The 16,702-nt window shown below is 41.8% G+C and carries 14 protein-coding genes and 1 other annotated feature; of the genes, 13 read left to right on the forward strand and 1 reads right to left on the reverse strand.

Annotated elements, in window-relative coordinates; translation table 11 throughout:
• Nucleotides 1–38: 38 nt before the first annotated feature.
• Nucleotides 39–1,340 (reverse strand): flagellar filament capping protein FliD, encoded by a 1,302-nt coding sequence (gene fliD, locus DWY37_RS06350; protein WP_117841464.1) that lies wholly within the window; start codon nt 1,338–1,340, stop codon nt 39–41.
• 309 nt (nt 1,341–1,649) lie between these two features.
• On the opposite strand from fliD, the gene rpmG reads away from it, so the two are divergent.
• From rpmG to DWY37_RS06415, 13 genes are all read left to right on the forward strand, one after another.
• The gene (gene rpmG / locus DWY37_RS06355; protein WP_117697288.1) at nt 1,650–1,799 is read left to right on the forward strand and encodes a 50S ribosomal protein L33; all 150 of its coding nucleotides are present in this window, start codon (nt 1,650–1,652) and stop codon (nt 1,797–1,799) included.
• A gap of 45 nt (nt 1,800–1,844) precedes the next feature.
• Nucleotides 1,845–2,054, forward strand: coding sequence for a preprotein translocase subunit SecE (gene secE, locus DWY37_RS06360; RefSeq protein WP_022242923.1), 210 nt, complete (start codon nt 1,845–1,847; stop codon nt 2,052–2,054).
• A 17-nt stretch (nt 2,055–2,071) separates the two neighbouring features.
• Entirely contained in the window at nt 2,072–2,590 is a 519-nt protein-coding gene (gene nusG / locus DWY37_RS06365) for a transcription termination/antitermination protein NusG (RefSeq protein ID WP_022242924.1), read from the forward strand.
• Nucleotides 2,591–2,605: 15 nt separating this feature from the next.
• Nucleotides 2,606–3,031, forward strand: a complete 426-nt coding sequence (gene rplK / locus DWY37_RS06370; RefSeq protein WP_022242925.1) for a 50S ribosomal protein L11 — start codon at nt 2,606–2,608, stop codon at nt 3,029–3,031.
• Nucleotides 3,032–3,084: 53 nt separating this feature from the next.
• A complete protein-coding gene (gene rplA, locus DWY37_RS06375) occupies nt 3,085–3,777 on the forward strand; it encodes a 50S ribosomal protein L1 (protein ID WP_022242926.1) in 693 nt (230 codons plus the stop codon).
• 34 nt (nt 3,778–3,811) lie between these two features.
• Nucleotides 3,812–3,957, forward strand: a sequence feature (ribosomal protein L10 leader region).
• Nucleotides 3,958–4,004: 47 nt separating this feature from the next.
• Nucleotides 4,005–4,580: a 50S ribosomal protein L10 gene (gene rplJ / locus DWY37_RS06380; RefSeq protein ID WP_022242927.1), complete on the forward strand. Its 576-nt coding sequence runs from the start codon at nt 4,005–4,007 to the stop codon at nt 4,578–4,580.
• A 54-nt stretch (nt 4,581–4,634) separates the two neighbouring features.
• Entirely contained in the window at nt 4,635–5,009 is a 375-nt protein-coding gene (gene rplL, locus DWY37_RS06385) for a 50S ribosomal protein L7/L12 (protein WP_117697286.1), read from the forward strand.
• A 162-nt stretch (nt 5,010–5,171) separates the two neighbouring features.
• Nucleotides 5,172–5,492 carry a hypothetical protein gene (locus DWY37_RS06390; RefSeq protein WP_118056678.1) on the forward strand — a complete coding sequence of 107 codons (321 nt, stop codon included), beginning with the start codon at nt 5,172–5,174 and terminating at the stop codon, nt 5,490–5,492.
• Nucleotides 5,493–5,699: 207 nt separating this feature from the next.
• Nucleotides 5,700–6,251: a sigma-70 family RNA polymerase sigma factor gene (locus tag DWY37_RS06395; RefSeq protein WP_117697282.1), complete on the forward strand. Its 552-nt coding sequence runs from the start codon at nt 5,700–5,702 to the stop codon at nt 6,249–6,251.
• Nucleotides 6,252–6,255: 4 nt separating this feature from the next.
• Nucleotides 6,256–7,410 carry a DUF4179 domain-containing protein gene (locus DWY37_RS06400; protein ID WP_118541236.1) on the forward strand — a complete coding sequence of 385 codons (1,155 nt, stop codon included), beginning with the start codon at nt 6,256–6,258 and terminating at the stop codon, nt 7,408–7,410.
• A gap of 379 nt (nt 7,411–7,789) precedes the next feature.
• Entirely contained in the window at nt 7,790–11,647 is a 3,858-nt protein-coding gene (gene rpoB, locus DWY37_RS06405) for a DNA-directed RNA polymerase subunit beta (RefSeq protein ID WP_118541234.1), read from the forward strand.
• Between the two features lie 20 nt (nt 11,648–11,667).
• Nucleotides 11,668–15,339, forward strand: a complete 3,672-nt coding sequence (gene rpoC, locus DWY37_RS06410) for a DNA-directed RNA polymerase subunit beta' (RefSeq protein ID WP_117946054.1) — start codon at nt 11,668–11,670, stop codon at nt 15,337–15,339.
• A gap of 242 nt (nt 15,340–15,581) precedes the next feature.
• Nucleotides 15,582–16,610, forward strand: coding sequence for a LacI family DNA-binding transcriptional regulator (locus tag DWY37_RS06415; protein ID WP_117841460.1), 1,029 nt, complete (start codon nt 15,582–15,584; stop codon nt 16,608–16,610).
• Nucleotides 16,611–16,702 lie beyond the last annotated feature (92 nt).

Raw genomic sequence — 16,702 nt, forward strand, 5'->3', positions numbered from 1 at the left:
AATAAGACCTGATTTTTTCCACATGTAAAAGTCAGGTCTTATAAATATTTATCCAGCATCAAACCAGAGTACATAGACGTAATATAAGGTGTGGCAAAATTCTTGCCCGGGTTCTTGTAAGCAACAATTACTTTGTCCACGTACTGCATCGGATTTAAGGAAGCCTGGTTGGCTTTTGCACTTAAGGCATTCTTAAAGCGGTTTAATACATGGAAACTCTCGGCGGCATCATCCGATTCGACAGCGTCCGCCAGTAAATCCCGGTCAACGGAAATAGTAGAATCAGAATTTATAATAAGTCCGATGGCTTCAAAATCATTTTTAAAATGCTGTGCAACACCGCTCATATCAGAAAGCAGCTTCTGGCTGGTCGGCTGCGACTCGCGGTATTCATTAGCGGTATCCACCATGGAATTATAGGAATCCACCAGTTCCTGAATATTATCGGCAACGGCATCCACATTTGCTTTAAAACCAAGGGTAGCAGGTCTGCCTTCCGGGCTGACCGCTTTCAGGTGTACTTCAAAAGTATTGTTGATGGTAAACGTATTGGAATAGGAACTGTGTTCCGTACCGTTTAACAGAAAAACGGAATTGGAAGCTGCATCCGTAACCTTGTTAATACCAAGCTTATCCATTGCCTGTATGGATTCGTTGGAAGTTCCCGGCAGAATCTGGAACAGAAAATCTTCGTCATCCTTAAGACCGGTCTGTCTGGAAGTTAAGACCAGGGCACTGTGGCCGGAGTCATCTTCTTTAACATCTGCATGAATGCCAATGCTGGCAGTATTGAAAAGCTTTGCCAGCTTATCCTGGACACTCCGGTTGGTATCATCCGGATTTACATTAAACTGGAACTCATAGGAAGCACTGCTGGTATTCAGATCAAAGGAATAACTGCCTGGTTTAAAAGCAAGCTGGTCATCCTTTAAGTAATTACCGTAGTTTAACTGCGGAGAAGCAAGCTTCTTGATTTCCATCTGAAAGCTGTTGGTATTCTCGCCGGAATCTCCGTTTCCAATATAATCTGCATCAACAATATCATCCTGATCAGAAACGGCAATTTTTTTCTGAAAAGCCTCTGCAAGACTGTCACCGGTAGATAAAGAAGCAATGACATTTTTTAAATCACGGGCATGCTCTTTGATATCGATAGCAAACTTCTGTGCATCAGCAGAATCTTTTATTTTGTAAAGAGGGGATTCTTTATTGATTTTTACAATATTATTGTAAACAGAGCGCAACTCACTCTTCTTGTGGGAATCATACCGGGAAACGGTAGACTTGCCATAAGTTGTAAGATAATAGTTATACATATTATCAAGAATAGCAGATGCCATAAATAACCCCCTCCTTTCTTCCATGAAATGTGCATCTTCTTAATGCCGGGGTATAGTAAAATCCATTTATACATATCTAATATAGCATAAAAATAAGAAAAAGTCATCTACAAGATATACAAAAAATGTTGCAAAAACGCTAGATTTTGTGGTAATATATGTACTGGATTACAAGTTTACAGAGAATGTGAAAAAAGAGTTGACGCTCCATGTGGTTTGTGCTATCATAGACTAGCTTGGAAGTAAGTCTTTTTTTTATGCCTAAAAATAGGCATAGAAAACACAAAGAAAGTAATGGAGGTGGAAGTTGTGCGCACAAAGATTACATTAGCATGCACAGAATGCAAGCAGCGTAATTACAACATGACAAAAGACAAGAAAGCTCATCCAGACAGAATGGAGACAAAGAAGTATTGTAGATTCTGCAAGACTCATACATTACACAAAGAAACAAAATAATTTGTGAATGCGTGACAATGAGCAAAAAGAAAAGGAAGTGACAAAATGGGAGAAACCGAAAACAAGAACACAGCAGTAAAAGAGAGCTGGTTCGCCGGTCTTAAGGCTGAATTCAAAAAAATCATTTGGCCTACAAAAGAATCACTTGCCCGTCAGACAACAGCAGTTGTTATTGTGTCAGTTGTACTTGGTCTGATAATTACACTTCTGGATACAATCATCCAGTACGGTGTGAATTTTCTAGTGAATTTATAATGGAGGCATAGGTGATTATGGCAGAGGCACACTGGTATGTAGTTCATACCTATTCAGGTTATGAGAATAAGGTCAAAGCGAACATCGATAAGGCAATCGAGAACCGGCATTTAGAAGAGCAGATACTCGAAGTCAGAGTACCGATGCAGGATGTTGTCGAGCTTAAGAACGGTGCGAAAAAGCAGGTTCAGAAGAAAATGTTCCCGGGATATGTGCTTATCAATATGGTCATGAATGATGATACCTGGTATGTGGTAAGAAATACCAGAGGCGTAACCGGATTTGTTGGACCGGGATCTAAGCCGGTACCACTCACTGACGCTGAAATGAGACCACTGGGAATCAAGTCAGACAACATTGTCGTAGATTTCGATGAAGGCGATACCGTCGTTGTAATCGGTGGTGTGTGGAAGGACACCATCGGTGTTATCCAGCGTATGGATCACGGAAAACAGATTTGTACGATTAATGTGGATTTATTTGGCCGGGAGACTCCGGTCGAGATTAGTTTTTCAGATGTAAAGAAGATGAATTAAAGGAGGCAACCTCAAATGGCAAAGAAAGTAGAAGGATATATCAAATTGCAGATTCCTGCCGGCAAAGCAACTCCGGCACCACCTGTTGGACCTGCTTTAGGTCAGCATGGTGTGAATATTGTGGAATTCACAAAACAGTTTAATGCAAAAACAGCAGATATGGGAGATACAATCGTTCCTGTAGTTATCACTGTTTACGCAGACAGAAGCTTCAGCTTCATTACAAAAACTCCTCCAGCAGCAGTACTGCTGAAAAAGGCCTGCAACTTAAAGAGTGCATCTGCAACTCCGAACAAGACAAAAGTTGCAAAGATTTCTAAAGCTAAGCTTCAGGAAATCGCTGAGCTGAAAATGCCAGACTTAAATGCTGCATCTGTTGAAGCTGCAATGAGCATGATCGCAGGAACAGCAAGAAGTATGGGAATCGAAGTAGAGGACTAAATGGAAACGTGGGAGGGTACCACTCCCGATAATACCACAGGAGGTTATTTAGAATGAAAAGAGGAAAGAAATATTTAGAAGCTGCAAAATCAATTGATAGAGCAACTTTATATGATCCGGCAGAAGCAATCGGACTTGCAAAGAAAGCAGCCGTTGCAAAATTTGATGAGACTATCGAAGTTCACATTCGTACCGGATGTGACGGACGTCACGCAGATCAGCAGATTCGTGGTGCAGTTGTATTACCACACGGAACTGGTAAAGCTGTAAAAGTATTAGTATTCGCAAAGGGAACCAAATTAGACGAGGCTCAGGCAGCAGGTGCTGATTTCGTTGGTGGAGAGGAATTGATTCCGAAGATCCAGAACGAAGGATGGCTTGACTTCGACGTTGTTGTTGCAACTCCTGATATGATGGGTGTTGTTGGACGTCTTGGTCGTGTACTTGGACCGAAGGGCTTAATGCCAAACCCAAAAGCTGGAACTGTTACTATGGACGTTACCAAGGCAGTAAACGATATCAAAGCCGGAAAAATCGAGTATAGATTAGACAAAGCAAATATTATCCATGTGCCAATTGGAAAAGCATCCTTTAGTGAAGAACAATTAGCGGACAACTTCCAGACTCTTATTGATGCCGTAAACAAAGCAAAACCGGCTACATTAAAAGGTCAGTACATGAAGAGCGTTTCTGTAGCTCCTACCATGGGACCGGGTGTAAAAATCAACCCACTGAAGCTTGTTTAGTTTTTGTTATTGACATCCAAGATATTAATTGCTATAATAGCAAAGCATATTGCCGAAGACAGTAGGTGCCGTAAGGCGTAACCGTAGAGAACCTACCGAGGAAATGCAGATACTTATGTATTTGTAAATGAGATTTCAAATCCTCTCTGTCTTCCACAGAGAGGATTTTTTAAGGTAATGTACCTGTCTTTCGCAAGATGAAAAATAAAGAAGGAGGTGCACGATTCGTGGCAAAAGTAGAACTTAAACAGCCTATCGTACAGGAAATTTCTGAGCAGATTAAAGATGCACAGTCAGTAGTAGTCGTTGACTACCGTGGACTTACCGTTGCAGAAGATACTCAGCTGCGTAAGCAGTTAAGAGAAGCTGGTGTTGCTTATAAAGTATATAAGAATACATTAGTTAATTTTGCAATCAAAGGAACTGATTTCGAAAGCCTTTCCGACGTATTGGAAGGACCAAACGCATTCGCAATTTCAACAACAGATGCAACAGCACCTGCAAGAGTAATTGCTAAATTTGCAAAGACAGCTCCTGCACTTGAGATTAAAGCCGGCGTAGTAGAAGGAACCTTCTATGATGCAGATGGAATGAAAGCAATCGCTACAATCCCATCCAGAGAAGAATTACTTTCCAAATTCCTTGGAAGTATTCAGTCTCCTATTACAAACTTCGCTCGTGTTATTAATCAGATCGCTGAAAAAGGCGGCGCAGCAGACGTAGAAGTTAAGGCAGAAGAGGCAGCACCTGCAGAAGAAGCTCCAGTAGAAGCTCCTGCAGAGGAAGCTCCAGCAGCAGAATAATCTGCAAACCAATCAATTTATTGAAAACAAAACCAAAAACGGAGGTAAATTAAAATGGCTAAATTAACAACAGCTGAGATGATTGACGCTATCAAAGAGTTAAGCGTATTAGAGTTAAATGAATTAGTAAAAGCTTGTGAAGAAGAGTTCGGTGTATCCGCAGCAGCAGGCGTTGTAGTTGCAGCAGCAGGTGGAGACGCAGCAGCAGCAGAAGAGAAGACTGAGTTTGACGTAGAGTTAACAGAAGTTGGACCAAACAAAGTTAAGGTTATCAAAGTAGTTCGTGAAGCTACTGGCTTAGGCTTAAAAGAAGCTAAAGACTTAGTAGATGGCGCTCCTAAGATCGTTAAAGAGCAGGCTGACAAAGCTACAGCTGATGACATCAAAGCTAAATTAGAAGCTGAAGGTGCTAAAGTAACATTAAAATAATTTTTGATTCACAACTGAATTAGAAATGATAGGAATCGGATTCATAGAAATATGGATCCGATTTTCTTGTAGTTTATAGGACTTTAGACCTATTGACGAAAAAAGGAAATATGTAATAATAGTAGCGTAACTTGAAAACAATATAAGAACAGGAGATTAGTTATGAACACAGGACTTAAGGTATGGCTCTGGATTGTATTTGTAATCAATATCATTTCCGGAGTAATGATGATTCCGTTAATGCTCATTCAGCCACTGCTGATTGTCAGCCTCATTGCAGAAGTGCTTATTATCGTAGGTGCCGGCCTGATTTTGTTTGCACAGAAGAAGGTTGGATTCTATCTGATGATTGCATGTGCAGCAATCGGTCTGGTAATCAATATCTTTGGCGGGGTTGGAGTGGTAAAAAGTATCATCAGCGCAGTATTGTGCCCACTAATTACATACTTATTTATGCAGAAAGACTGGGACAGCTTCCGGTAAAAATGAACTCCACCTGAAGAAGCTGGCACTGGCAGCTTTTATGGATGATGGACAATGAAGAGACCTTCTGGCAGAAATGCTGGAAGGTTCTTTGCTTTATAGAAAATATTTTTATAAAAGTGATAGATTTAAGACATCAGATTCGTAATAATAAGTGTAGCTGCAAAAATGCAAACCATGGTGCATGAAGCAAAAGGCAGGATAACAATGAAGATAACAGAGAAGAATTATATTCAGCAATTACAATTGCATAATGAAGAAGCATTGATTTATGTCATAGATATGTATGGTGGATTGCTTAAGGCGGTCATCCGGAAACACTTATTTACCATGCCACAGAAACAGGAAGAATGCATGAACGATGTGCTGCTTTCCATCTGGGAACACGCAGCATCCTTTGATGATAAGAAGAACAGCTTCAAGAACTGGGCGGCAGCCATTGCCCGGTACGAAGCCATCGACTATCTTAGAAAATATAAGCGGGACTTGGAACAGCTTTGTATGGATGATGTGACAGCGGCGGAAAATGACAGGATGTTAGAACAACTGATAGAAGGGGAATTAAGCCATGAAGTAGAACAATTGCTTTTGTGCCTGAAACCTCTTGACCGGAAAATATTTATGAAATTATTTGTAGAGGAAGAATCTGTAGAGCAGATAAGCGAAGATACCGGACTTCCGAGAGATGTCATTTACAACCGGGTATCCAGAGGAAAGCGGAAAATGAGAAACATGTATTTGAAACAGAAGGAGGCATGAAGAGATGAAAGACGATAAAATCTATGAAATGTTAAATGATGCGGAAATTGATTTGAATGAATATGAAGTAGAAGAGTTATCCTCCGAAGAAAAGGAACGGTATAAAACGAGAATCCGGATGGAGGTAAAACGTATGAACATGGAAAAAAGGAATAAGAAAAATAAAAATATAAGAAAAATTGCGGCAGGAATGGCAGCAGCCTGTGCGGTTGCAGTAGGAGTAGCAGGATTTTCTAATTCTGCACTGGCAGACAGCATCTACAGCAACACAATCGGAAAACTGATTGGCGCAACACAGGGAGATAAAGATGAAAAGGAACTTTCGGATATCTATTCTACCATTGGAAAAGAGTCCACGGAATTGGTTTCGGATAATCAGTGTGTGCTGGAAACAGACCAGAGTGGAGTAAAGATAAGCGTTTCGGATGTGTATTGCGATGGTTACCTGCTTTACTACACAACCACCCTTAGCACAGACAATGAAAAACTGAATGAATCAGATTGGATTATGGGACCGCAGAGTGATAAGGTGATGGAAAATGTTTCTATCAATGAAACACTGATTCAGTCGGCAATCGGGCAGCCTTTTGAAAAGGCAGAGGACGGAAGCTATGTGAAGATGGAACAAATTGATTTATCAACATTGACTGATGAAAATGATAATCCGATTGATGTTTCGGACTTGAAAGATTTTACCGTAACCTGGAGCATAGACACCTTGGAAGGCTATCTTTCCGATGCATGGGATGAAAATGGAGAATATCAGACCACCACAAAAGTAAGCGGAGACTGGCAGCTCTCCTTCCCGGTGCATGTGGATACTTACAAGAATGAGACTATCGCAGTAAATAAAGAAGATAATGGTGTTGCAGTAAGTCAGGTGATCAAAACCGGTGCCGTCTTGATCGTTGACATGCAGCTCCCGGATATTACCGGCGCACCGTACAATGACCCACATAATGACCCGGATATATTTATTACCGACGAAGCAGGCAATGCAATGTGGTGGTTAGGCGGCCAGTTTACCCCAAATGAGGATGGAAGCCAGAGTGAACGGATTATGCTGCTTTATAATGGAGAGAGTACAATCCATATATCCGTAACCAACAAAAATGGTGCAGGTGAAAGTATTGCAGAACTGGATGTGGACTTAAAATAAAACCGGAATCAATAAAATAGATAATGAAATATGTAATAGAATAGAAAAATAAAGAAAAAAGGGTAAAGAAAAAAGCAGCTATGGGATGCAAAGAAAAAAAGCATTTCATGGCTGCTTTTTCTGATGTTAGGCAGCTATAAAAAACGCAGATGGCAGGCTGCATCACTGCGAGGATGAAAATTATTCCCCAATATTGAAAAATATATGCATATTGTGCGAAAATAATGCTTGACTTTAGAAAACTACTTGTGGTATCATATACGTTGCACTATTGTGGTGAGGTGGCTTTACTATATCCTTTTTTAGGAAATGAAGCCCAAAGAATATAATTTGCTGAAATTTAGTGGATTGAGAATAAAAAACGAGAGGTGAAACGTCAATGGAGAAAAACAGAATACGTCCGGTGAAGGCTGGAAAAGGCATACGTATGAGTTACTCAAGACAAAAAGAGGTATTGGAAATGCCAAACCTGATTGAGGTCCAGAAGGATTCCTATCAGTGGTTCTTAGACGAGGGCCTGAAAGAAGTGTTTGCAGATATCTCTCCGATTGAGGATTATAGCGGACATCTTAGCTTGGAATTTGTGGATTTCACATTATGTGAGGATGATGTGAAGTATACAATTCCGGAGTGTAAACAGAGAGACGCAACTTATGCAGCTCCTTTGAAGGTAAAAGTCAGACTGTATAACAAAGAAACAGATGAAATTAATGAACATGAGATTTTTATGGGCGATTTACCTCTCATGACAGAGACAGGAACCTTCGTTATCAATGGAGCAGAGCGTGTTATCGTAAGCCAGTTGGTTCGTTCCCCTGGTATTTACTATGGCATTGCGCATGATAAAGTAGGTAAGGAACTCTATTCCTGTACCGTAATCCCGAATCGTGGAGCATGGTTAGAGTATGAAACAGACTCTAATGATATTTTCTATGTACGTGTTGACCGTACCAGAAAAGTGCCAATCACAGTATTACTGCGTGCATTAGGACTGGGAACCAACCAGGAAATTATAGATTTATTTGGCGAAGAGCCAAAGATTTTAGCATCTTTTGGAAAAGACGTTGCTACAAGCTACGAGGAAGGTCTTCTGGAATTATATAAGAAGATTCGTCCGGGCGAGCCTCTTTCTGTTGATAGTGCAGAGAGCCTGATTACCGCAATGTTCTTCGACCCAAGACGTTATGACCTGGCAAAGGTAGGTCGTTATAAATTTAACAAGAAGCTGGCATTTAAGAACCGTTTACGCGGAAAAGTGCTGGCTGAAGATGTTGTTCTTGAGACTACCGGAGAGGTAATCGAAAAAGGAACAGAGCTGACCAGAGAGCTTGCAGAAGAGATTCAGAACGCAGCTGTTCCGGCGGTATATATTGCTACAGAAGAAAGAAATGAAAAAGTTCTTTCTAATATGATGGTAGACCTCACTACCTATGTTGATGTAGTACCGAAGGAAGTTGGTATTACTGAGCTGGTATATTATCCGGTATTAAAGAAAATCCTGGATGAAAATGAATCCTTGGAAGATATCAAGGAAGCAATTCGTAAAAACGTATCTGAACTGGTTCCGAAGCATATCACCAAGGAAGATATTTTTGCATCCGTTAACTACAATATGCACTTGGAGTGGGGCATTGGAAATGATGACGATATCGACCACTTAGGTAACCGTCGTATCCGTGCCGTAGGTGAGTTATTACAGAACCAGTACAGAATCGGACTTTCCAGAATGGAACGTGTGGTTCGTGAGCGTATGACCACCCAGGATCAGGAAGGAATTTCTCCACAGAGCCTGATTAATATCAAACCGGTAACCGCAGCAGTGAAAGAGTTCTTCGGATCTTCCCAGCTGTCACAGTTCATGGATCAGAACAACCCGCTGGGTGAGCTGACACATAAGAGACGTTTATCCGCATTAGGACCAGGTGGTTTATCCAGAGACCGTGCTGGATTCGAGGTTCGAGACGTACACTACTCCCATTATGGAAGAATGTGCCCGATTGAGACTCCTGAAGGACCGAACATCGGACTTATCAACTCACTGGCATGTTATGCAAGAATTAACGAATATGGTTTCATTGAGGCACCATATCGTAAGATTGATAAAACAGATCCTAAGAATCCGCGTGTTACAGAAGATGTTGTATACATGACCGCAGATGAAGAGGATAATTACCATGTAGCACAGGCGAATGAAAAACTGGATGAAGAAGGACATTTCGTAAGAAATTCCGTTTCCGGCCGTTACTTAGATGAGACACAGGAATATGACAAGCAGATGTTTGATTATATGGATGTATCTCCTAAGATGGTATTCTCTGTTGCTACCGCATTGATTCCGTTCTTGCAGAACGATGATGCGAACCGTGCGCTGATGGGATCTAACATGCAGCGTCAGGCAGTACCTCTTCTTACCACAGAAGCTCCTGTAGTAGGAACCGGTATGGAAACCAAGACTGCAGTAGACTCCGGTGTATGTGTAGTTGCAAAGAAATCCGGTACTATTGAGAAATCTGAGTCAAACCAGATTACCATGAAGAATGATGATGGAACAAGAGACGTATACAAACTGACCAAGTTCTCACGAAGCAACCAGTCCAACTGCTACAACCAGAGACCAATCGTGTTCAAAGGTGATCATGTAGAAGCTGGCGAAGTAATTGCTGACGGACCATCTACTGCTAATGGTGAGCTTGCTCTTGGAAAGAACCCGTTAATCGGATTCATGACATGGGAAGGTTACAACTACGAGGACGCTGTTCTTCTGAGTGAAAGATTAGTACAGGATGATGTTTATACATCTGTCCATATTGAAGAGTACGAAGCAGAAGCCCGTGATACTAAATTAGGACCGGAAGAAATTACAAGAGACGTTCCTGGTGTCGGCGATGATGCATTGAAAGACCTTGACGAAAGAGGAATCATCCGTATCGGTGCAGAAGTTCGTGCCGGTGATATTCTGGTAGGTAAGGTTACTCCAAAGGGAGAGACAGAGCTTACCGCAGAAGAGAGACTGTTACGTGCCATCTTCGGTGAGAAAGCAAGAGAAGTAAGAGATACTTCCTTGAAAGTACCACATGGTGAATATGGTATCATTGTAGAGGCGAAAGTATTTACAAGAGAAAATGGTGACGAATTATCCCCTGGTGTAAATCAGGCAGTTCGTATTTACATTGCACAGAAGAGAAAAATCTCCGTTGGAGATAAGATGGCTGGACGTCATGGTAACAAGGGTGTTGTTTCCCGTGTACTTCCGGTAGAAGATATGCCATTCCTGCCGAACGGCCGTCCACTGGATATTGTATTGAACCCATTGGGTGTACCTTCCCGTATGAATATCGGTCAGGTCCTGGAGATTCACTTAAGTCTTGCAGCGAAAGCACTTGGATTTAACATTGAGACTCCTGTATTTGACGGCGCACGAGAGATTGATATTCAGGATACCCTGGAACTGGCAAATGATTATGTCAACTCCACCTGGGAAGAATTTGAAGCAAAATATAAAGATACATTGCGTGAAGATGTAATGCAGTATCTTTCCGATAACAGAGACCACAGAGAATTATGGAAGGGCGTTCCGATTTCCCGTGACGGAAAGGTTCAGCTTCGTGACGGACGTACTGGAGAAGAATTTGACTCACCGGTTACCATTGGCCACATGCATTACCTGAAACTGCATCATCTGGTAGATGATAAGATTCATGCACGTTCTACCGGTCCTTACTCCTTAGTAACGCAGCAGCCTCTGGGTGGTAAAGCTCAGTTTGGTGGACAGCGTTTCGGAGAGATGGAGGTTTGGGCACTGGAAGCTTATGGTGCATCTTACACATTACAGGAGATTCTGACTGTGAAGTCCGACGACGTGGTTGGCCGTGTGAAGACATACGAAGCAATCATTAAGGGTGACAATATCCCTGAACCGGGAATCCCAGAATCCTTCAAGGTACTTCTCAAAGAACTTCAGTCCCTTGGTCTTGATGTCAGAGTATTAGACGAAGACCGTAACGAAGTTGAACTGATGGAGACCAGCGAATATGGTAACACAGATTTGAATTCCATTATCTCAGGCGATAAAGATTTCGCGTTTGAAGACAGCGAGTCCTTCGGAAAGATGGGCTTTACCAAACAGGAATTTGATTCTGAGAGTGGAGAACTCAACAACGTAGAAGAAGAGGAAGAGGATGATGACGCAGGCTTCGATTTTGACGATGCTGCCGATGAAGTTCTTGACGAAGAATAAATAGGAAGGGAGTGTCATTAATGCCAGGAACAGTAAAACAGGAAACTTACCAGCCGATACAGTTTGATGCAATTCAGATTGGTCTGGCATCACCTGAGAAAATCAGAGAGTGGTCCAGAGGAGAAGTTAAGAAACCTGAGACCATTAACTATAGAACTTTGAAACCGGAAAAAGACGGATTATTCTGTGAGAAGATTTTTGGACCGAGCAAAGACTGGGAATGTCATTGTGGTAAGTACAAAAAGATTCGTTATAAAGGTGTTGTCTGCGACCGCTGTGGTGTTGAAATCACCAAAGCCAGCGTTCGTAGAGAGCGTATGGGACATATCGAGCTTGCAGCTCCGGTATCCCATATCTGGTACTTCAAAGGAATTCCATCCCGTATGGGATTAATCTTAGATCTTTCTCCAAGAACATTGGAGAAGGTTCTGTACTTTGCTTCCTATATCGTACTGGATGCAGGTTCTACAGATTTATCTGTAAAGCAGGTATTATCCGAGCAGGAATATCAGGATGCAAGGGAAAAATATGGCAGCTCTTTCCGTGTTGGAATGGGTGCAGAAGCCATTCTTGAGTTATTACAGGCAATTGACCTGGAGAAAGATGCAGCAGAGCTGAAAGCAGAATTAAAAGATGCTACCGGCCAGAAACGTGCAAGAATCATCAAGAGACTGGAAGTGGTAGAATCCTTCCGTGAATCCGGAAATAAACCGGAGTGGATGATTATGACCGTTATCCCGGTTATTCCACCAGACTTACGACCTATGGTACAGCTGGATGGTGGACGTTTTGCAACATCCGATTTAAATGATTTATATCGTAGAATTATCAATAGAAATAACCGCCTGAGAAGATTGTTAGAGTTAGGTGCACCTGATATCATCGTTCGTAACGAGAAGAGAATGCTGCAGGAAGCAGTAGATGCCCTGATTGACAACGGTAGAAGAGGAAGACCGGTAACCGGACCTGGTAACCGTGCTCTGAAATCTCTGTCCGATATGCTGAAAGGTAAATCTGGACGTTTCCGTCAGAACCTTCTTGGAAAACGTGTAGACTACTCTGGACGTTCCGTTATCGTCGTAGGACCGGAACTTAAGATTTATCAGTGTGGTCTGCCAAAAGAAATGGCAATCGAGCTGTTTAAACCGTTTGTTATGAAAGAGCTGGTTGCAAACGGAACTGCACACAATATTAAGAGTGCAAAGAAGATGGTTGAAAGATTACAGTCGGAAGTCTGGGATGTCTTAGAAGATGTCATCAAGGAGCATCCGGTTATGCTGAACCGTGCTCCTACACTGCATAGACTTGGTATTCAGGCATTTGAGCCAATCCTGGTAGAAGGTAAAGCAATTAAGCTTCACCCATTGGTATGTACCGCATACAACGCCGACTTCGACGGAGACCAGATGGCTGCCCATTTACCACTGTCACAGGAAGCACAGGCAGAATGTCGTTTCATGCTGCTTTCACCGAACAACCTGTTAAAACCTTCTGATGGAGGTCCTGTAGCCGTTCCTTCACAGGATATGGTTCTTGGTATCTACTATCTGACACAGGAAAGACCAGGTTCCTTAGGAGAAGGCGGATACTATAAGAGTGTAAACGAAGCAATTCTGGCATATGAGAACCAGGCACTGACCTTACATTCCAGAATCCATGTGCGTGTTCATAAGACCATGCCGGATGGAACTGTTAAGACTGGTGTCGTTGAGTCCACACTGGGAAGATTTATCTTCAATGAAATCATTCCTCAGGATTTAGGTTTCGTAGACAGAAGCAAGCCTGAAAATGAACTGGTACTGGAAATCGATTTCCATGTAGCAAAGAAACAGTTAAAACAGATTCTGGAAAAAGTTATTAATACACACGGAGCAACCAAGACCGCTGAGGTATTAGACGATATTAAGTCCATGGGTTACAAGTACTCTACAAGAGCAGCTATGACCGTATCTATTTCAGATATGACAGTACCGCCTCAGAAACCGGAAATGATTGCAAAGGCTCAGGATACGGTAGACCGCATTTCAAGACAGTACAAACGTGGTCTTATTACAGAGGAAGAGCGTTACAAAGAAGTTGTTGAAACATGGAAAGAGACTGATGATGAGCTGACAGAAGCACTGCTTTCCGGTCTGGATAAATACAACAACATCTTCATGATGGCAGATTCCGGAGCCCGTGGTTCTGATAAACAGATTAAACAGTTAGCAGGTATGCGTGGTTTGATGGCGGATACAACCGGTAGAACAATCGAGCTGCCTATCAAATCAAACTTCCGTGAAGGTCTTGAAGTATTGGAGTACTTTATGTCTGCGCATGGAGCACGAAAAGGTATGTCCGATACTGCGTTACGTACCGCCGATTCCGGTTACTTAACCAGACGTCTGGTAGACGTATCACAGGATCTGATTGTCCGTGAATCTGATTGCTGTGCAGGCACAGGAAGAGAGATTCCTGGTATGTATGTCAAAGCATTCATGGATGGAAAAGAAGAAATCGAAAGTCTCGAAGAGCGTATTACAGGAAGATTCTCCTGTGAGACAATTTGCGATAAAGATGGTAATGTGCTTGTAAAAGCAAACCATATGATTACACCAAAACGTGCTGCAGCAATTATGAGCAAGGGTGTAGATGAGAATGGAGAACCATTAACCAAGGTTAAAATCCGTACCATTCTTACCTGCCGTTCCCACATCGGAGTTTGTGCAAAATGTTATGGAAGCAATATGGCTACCGGTCAGGCGGTACAGGTTGGTGAAGCGGTTGGTATTATCGCAGCTCAGTCTATCGGAGAACCTGGTACACAGCTTACCATGAGAACATTCCACAACGGTGGTGTTGCCGGTGACGATATTACACAGGGTCTTCCTCGTGTCGAGGAGCTGTTTGAGGCAAGAAAGCCTAAGGGACTTGCAATTATCACAGAATTTGGTGGTGTTGCAACCATTAAAGATACCAAGAAGAAACGTGAGATCATTGTAACAAACAATGAAACAGGTGAGACTAAGACTTATCTGATTCCTTACGGTTCCAGAATTAAGATTATGGATGGCGCAGTATTAGAGGCTGGTGATGAACTGACCGAAGGTTCTGTAAATCCACACGATATCCTTAAGATTAAGGGCGTACGTGCCGTACAGGATTACCTGATTCAGGAAGTACAGCGTGTATACCGTCTGCAGGGTGTTGAGATTAATGATAAACATATCGAGGTTATCGTTCGTCAGATGTTAAAGAAGATTCGTATTGAAAATAACGGAGATTCTGAGTTCCTGCCAGGAACATTAGTAGATAATCTGGATTACGAAGAGATGAATGAGCAGTTAGAGGAAGAAGGCAAAGAGCCGGCAGAAGGTAAACAGGTATTACTTGGTATTACCAAAGCATCTTTGGCAACCAACTCCTTCTTATCAGCAGCATCCTTCCAGGAGACAACTAAGGTTCTGACAGAAGCAGCTATCAAGGGCAAGATTGACCCATTGATTGGTCTGAAAGAGAACGTAATTATCGGTAAGCTGATTCCGGCTGGTACTGGTATGAAGCGTTATCGTAACATCAAACTGAACACAGATGTAAACGAAGAGGAAGAACTCTCCTTTGATGATTTTGACGGATTCGATGAAGCACCTGTGACAGATGAAATCGAAGAGACAGAAGCAAAAGAAGAAGTAACTGCTTCTACAGAAGAATAAGAGTCAGTTCTGTGAACTGGCAGAGCTAATGGAAGGGAAGCTCTGGCTTGATAGGCCGGAGTTTCCCTTCCTGACATATATAAGAATAGATTCACCGGATGAAGATGCAGACTTGGATAGATTGAACAAAAATGGAAAATACATTTTGTGTATAATTTTATGAAGAGAGATGTTGACGAAATCACTAACATTATGTATAATGACAACGTAAGACAAAGAAAGATGGGTTGTGAAAAGTGCATATGACAACGAAAGACAATAAGAAGAAATCAAGTAATGTAACAATAGTGGATGTGGCGGATATGTGTGGAGTTTCCGTAAAAACAGTATCAAGAGTTGTAAATCAGGACTCTAATGTATCGGAGCGCACCCGAAAAAAAGTATTAGATGCAATTAAGGAAACGGGATATCAGGTAAATATGTTTGCCCGGGGATTGAAAGGACAGAAAACCAATATAATCATGATATTTACCGACCGGCATGGAGAAGAACATTTGAGCAACTGGCATACTTTGATGCTGAAATACCTTTTCCGCTATGCAAAAGAAAGTGGAATGAAGGTTGTGATGTCACCATCTAACAGTACAAGGTGTATTGATGATGATACAGACGGATTTACTCTGCTGGCAAATGGAATGGCAGATGGCGCAATCCTGCTGGAAAATGTACACAGTGACCCGAGGGCAGTATATTTCCGGGAACACAATATTCCGTATGTAATGTTTGGAGAACCGGATGATGATGAGACCTACGCCGTCAGTCTGGATAACTATCAGGTAGGATATAAAGGCGGTGAATATCTGACTGGCTGCAGATACCGCAATATAGCATTTTTGGTCGGAGAAGCAAAGTTCTTATCTACACAGAACCGTATAAAAGGATTTGAAGATTCCGTAAAAGGAAAAGAGGGAAAATACAGAGTTTATTCTGGTGTAAATTCCATACAGCTTGCGTATGAAAAAGCCAATGAATTGCTGGCAGAAGGAAATGTGGACGCTTTCTTCATATCAGGAGATGAAAGAGCACTCGGTGTTTATCAGGCAATACATGAACATGGGCTGAGGATTCCAGAAGATGTTGCGGTATTAGGTGTAGACAATATTCCGATTGGAAAATATTATTATCCAAGAATATCAACAATTGATCAGAATTTTGAACAATTGGCAAAAGAGTGTATTGACCGGCTGGTAAAATTAATTAGAGGTGAAAAAATAGAAGGTGGAAAAGTAATAGAGTTCCAGCCTGAAGTATTAGAAAGAGAGTCAACTTAATACGAAGCCGGGGAGAAATCTCCGGCAGAAAAAATTATTTTTTTAGCATAAAATGACAACGTTGTCAACAAATGACAAAATTGTTTAACAAC

This window comes from Roseburia sp. AF25-13LB, from assembly GCF_003478915.1.
In the GTDB taxonomy this organism is placed as follows: Bacteria; Bacillota; Clostridia; order Lachnospirales; family Lachnospiraceae; genus Roseburia_C; species Roseburia_C amylophila.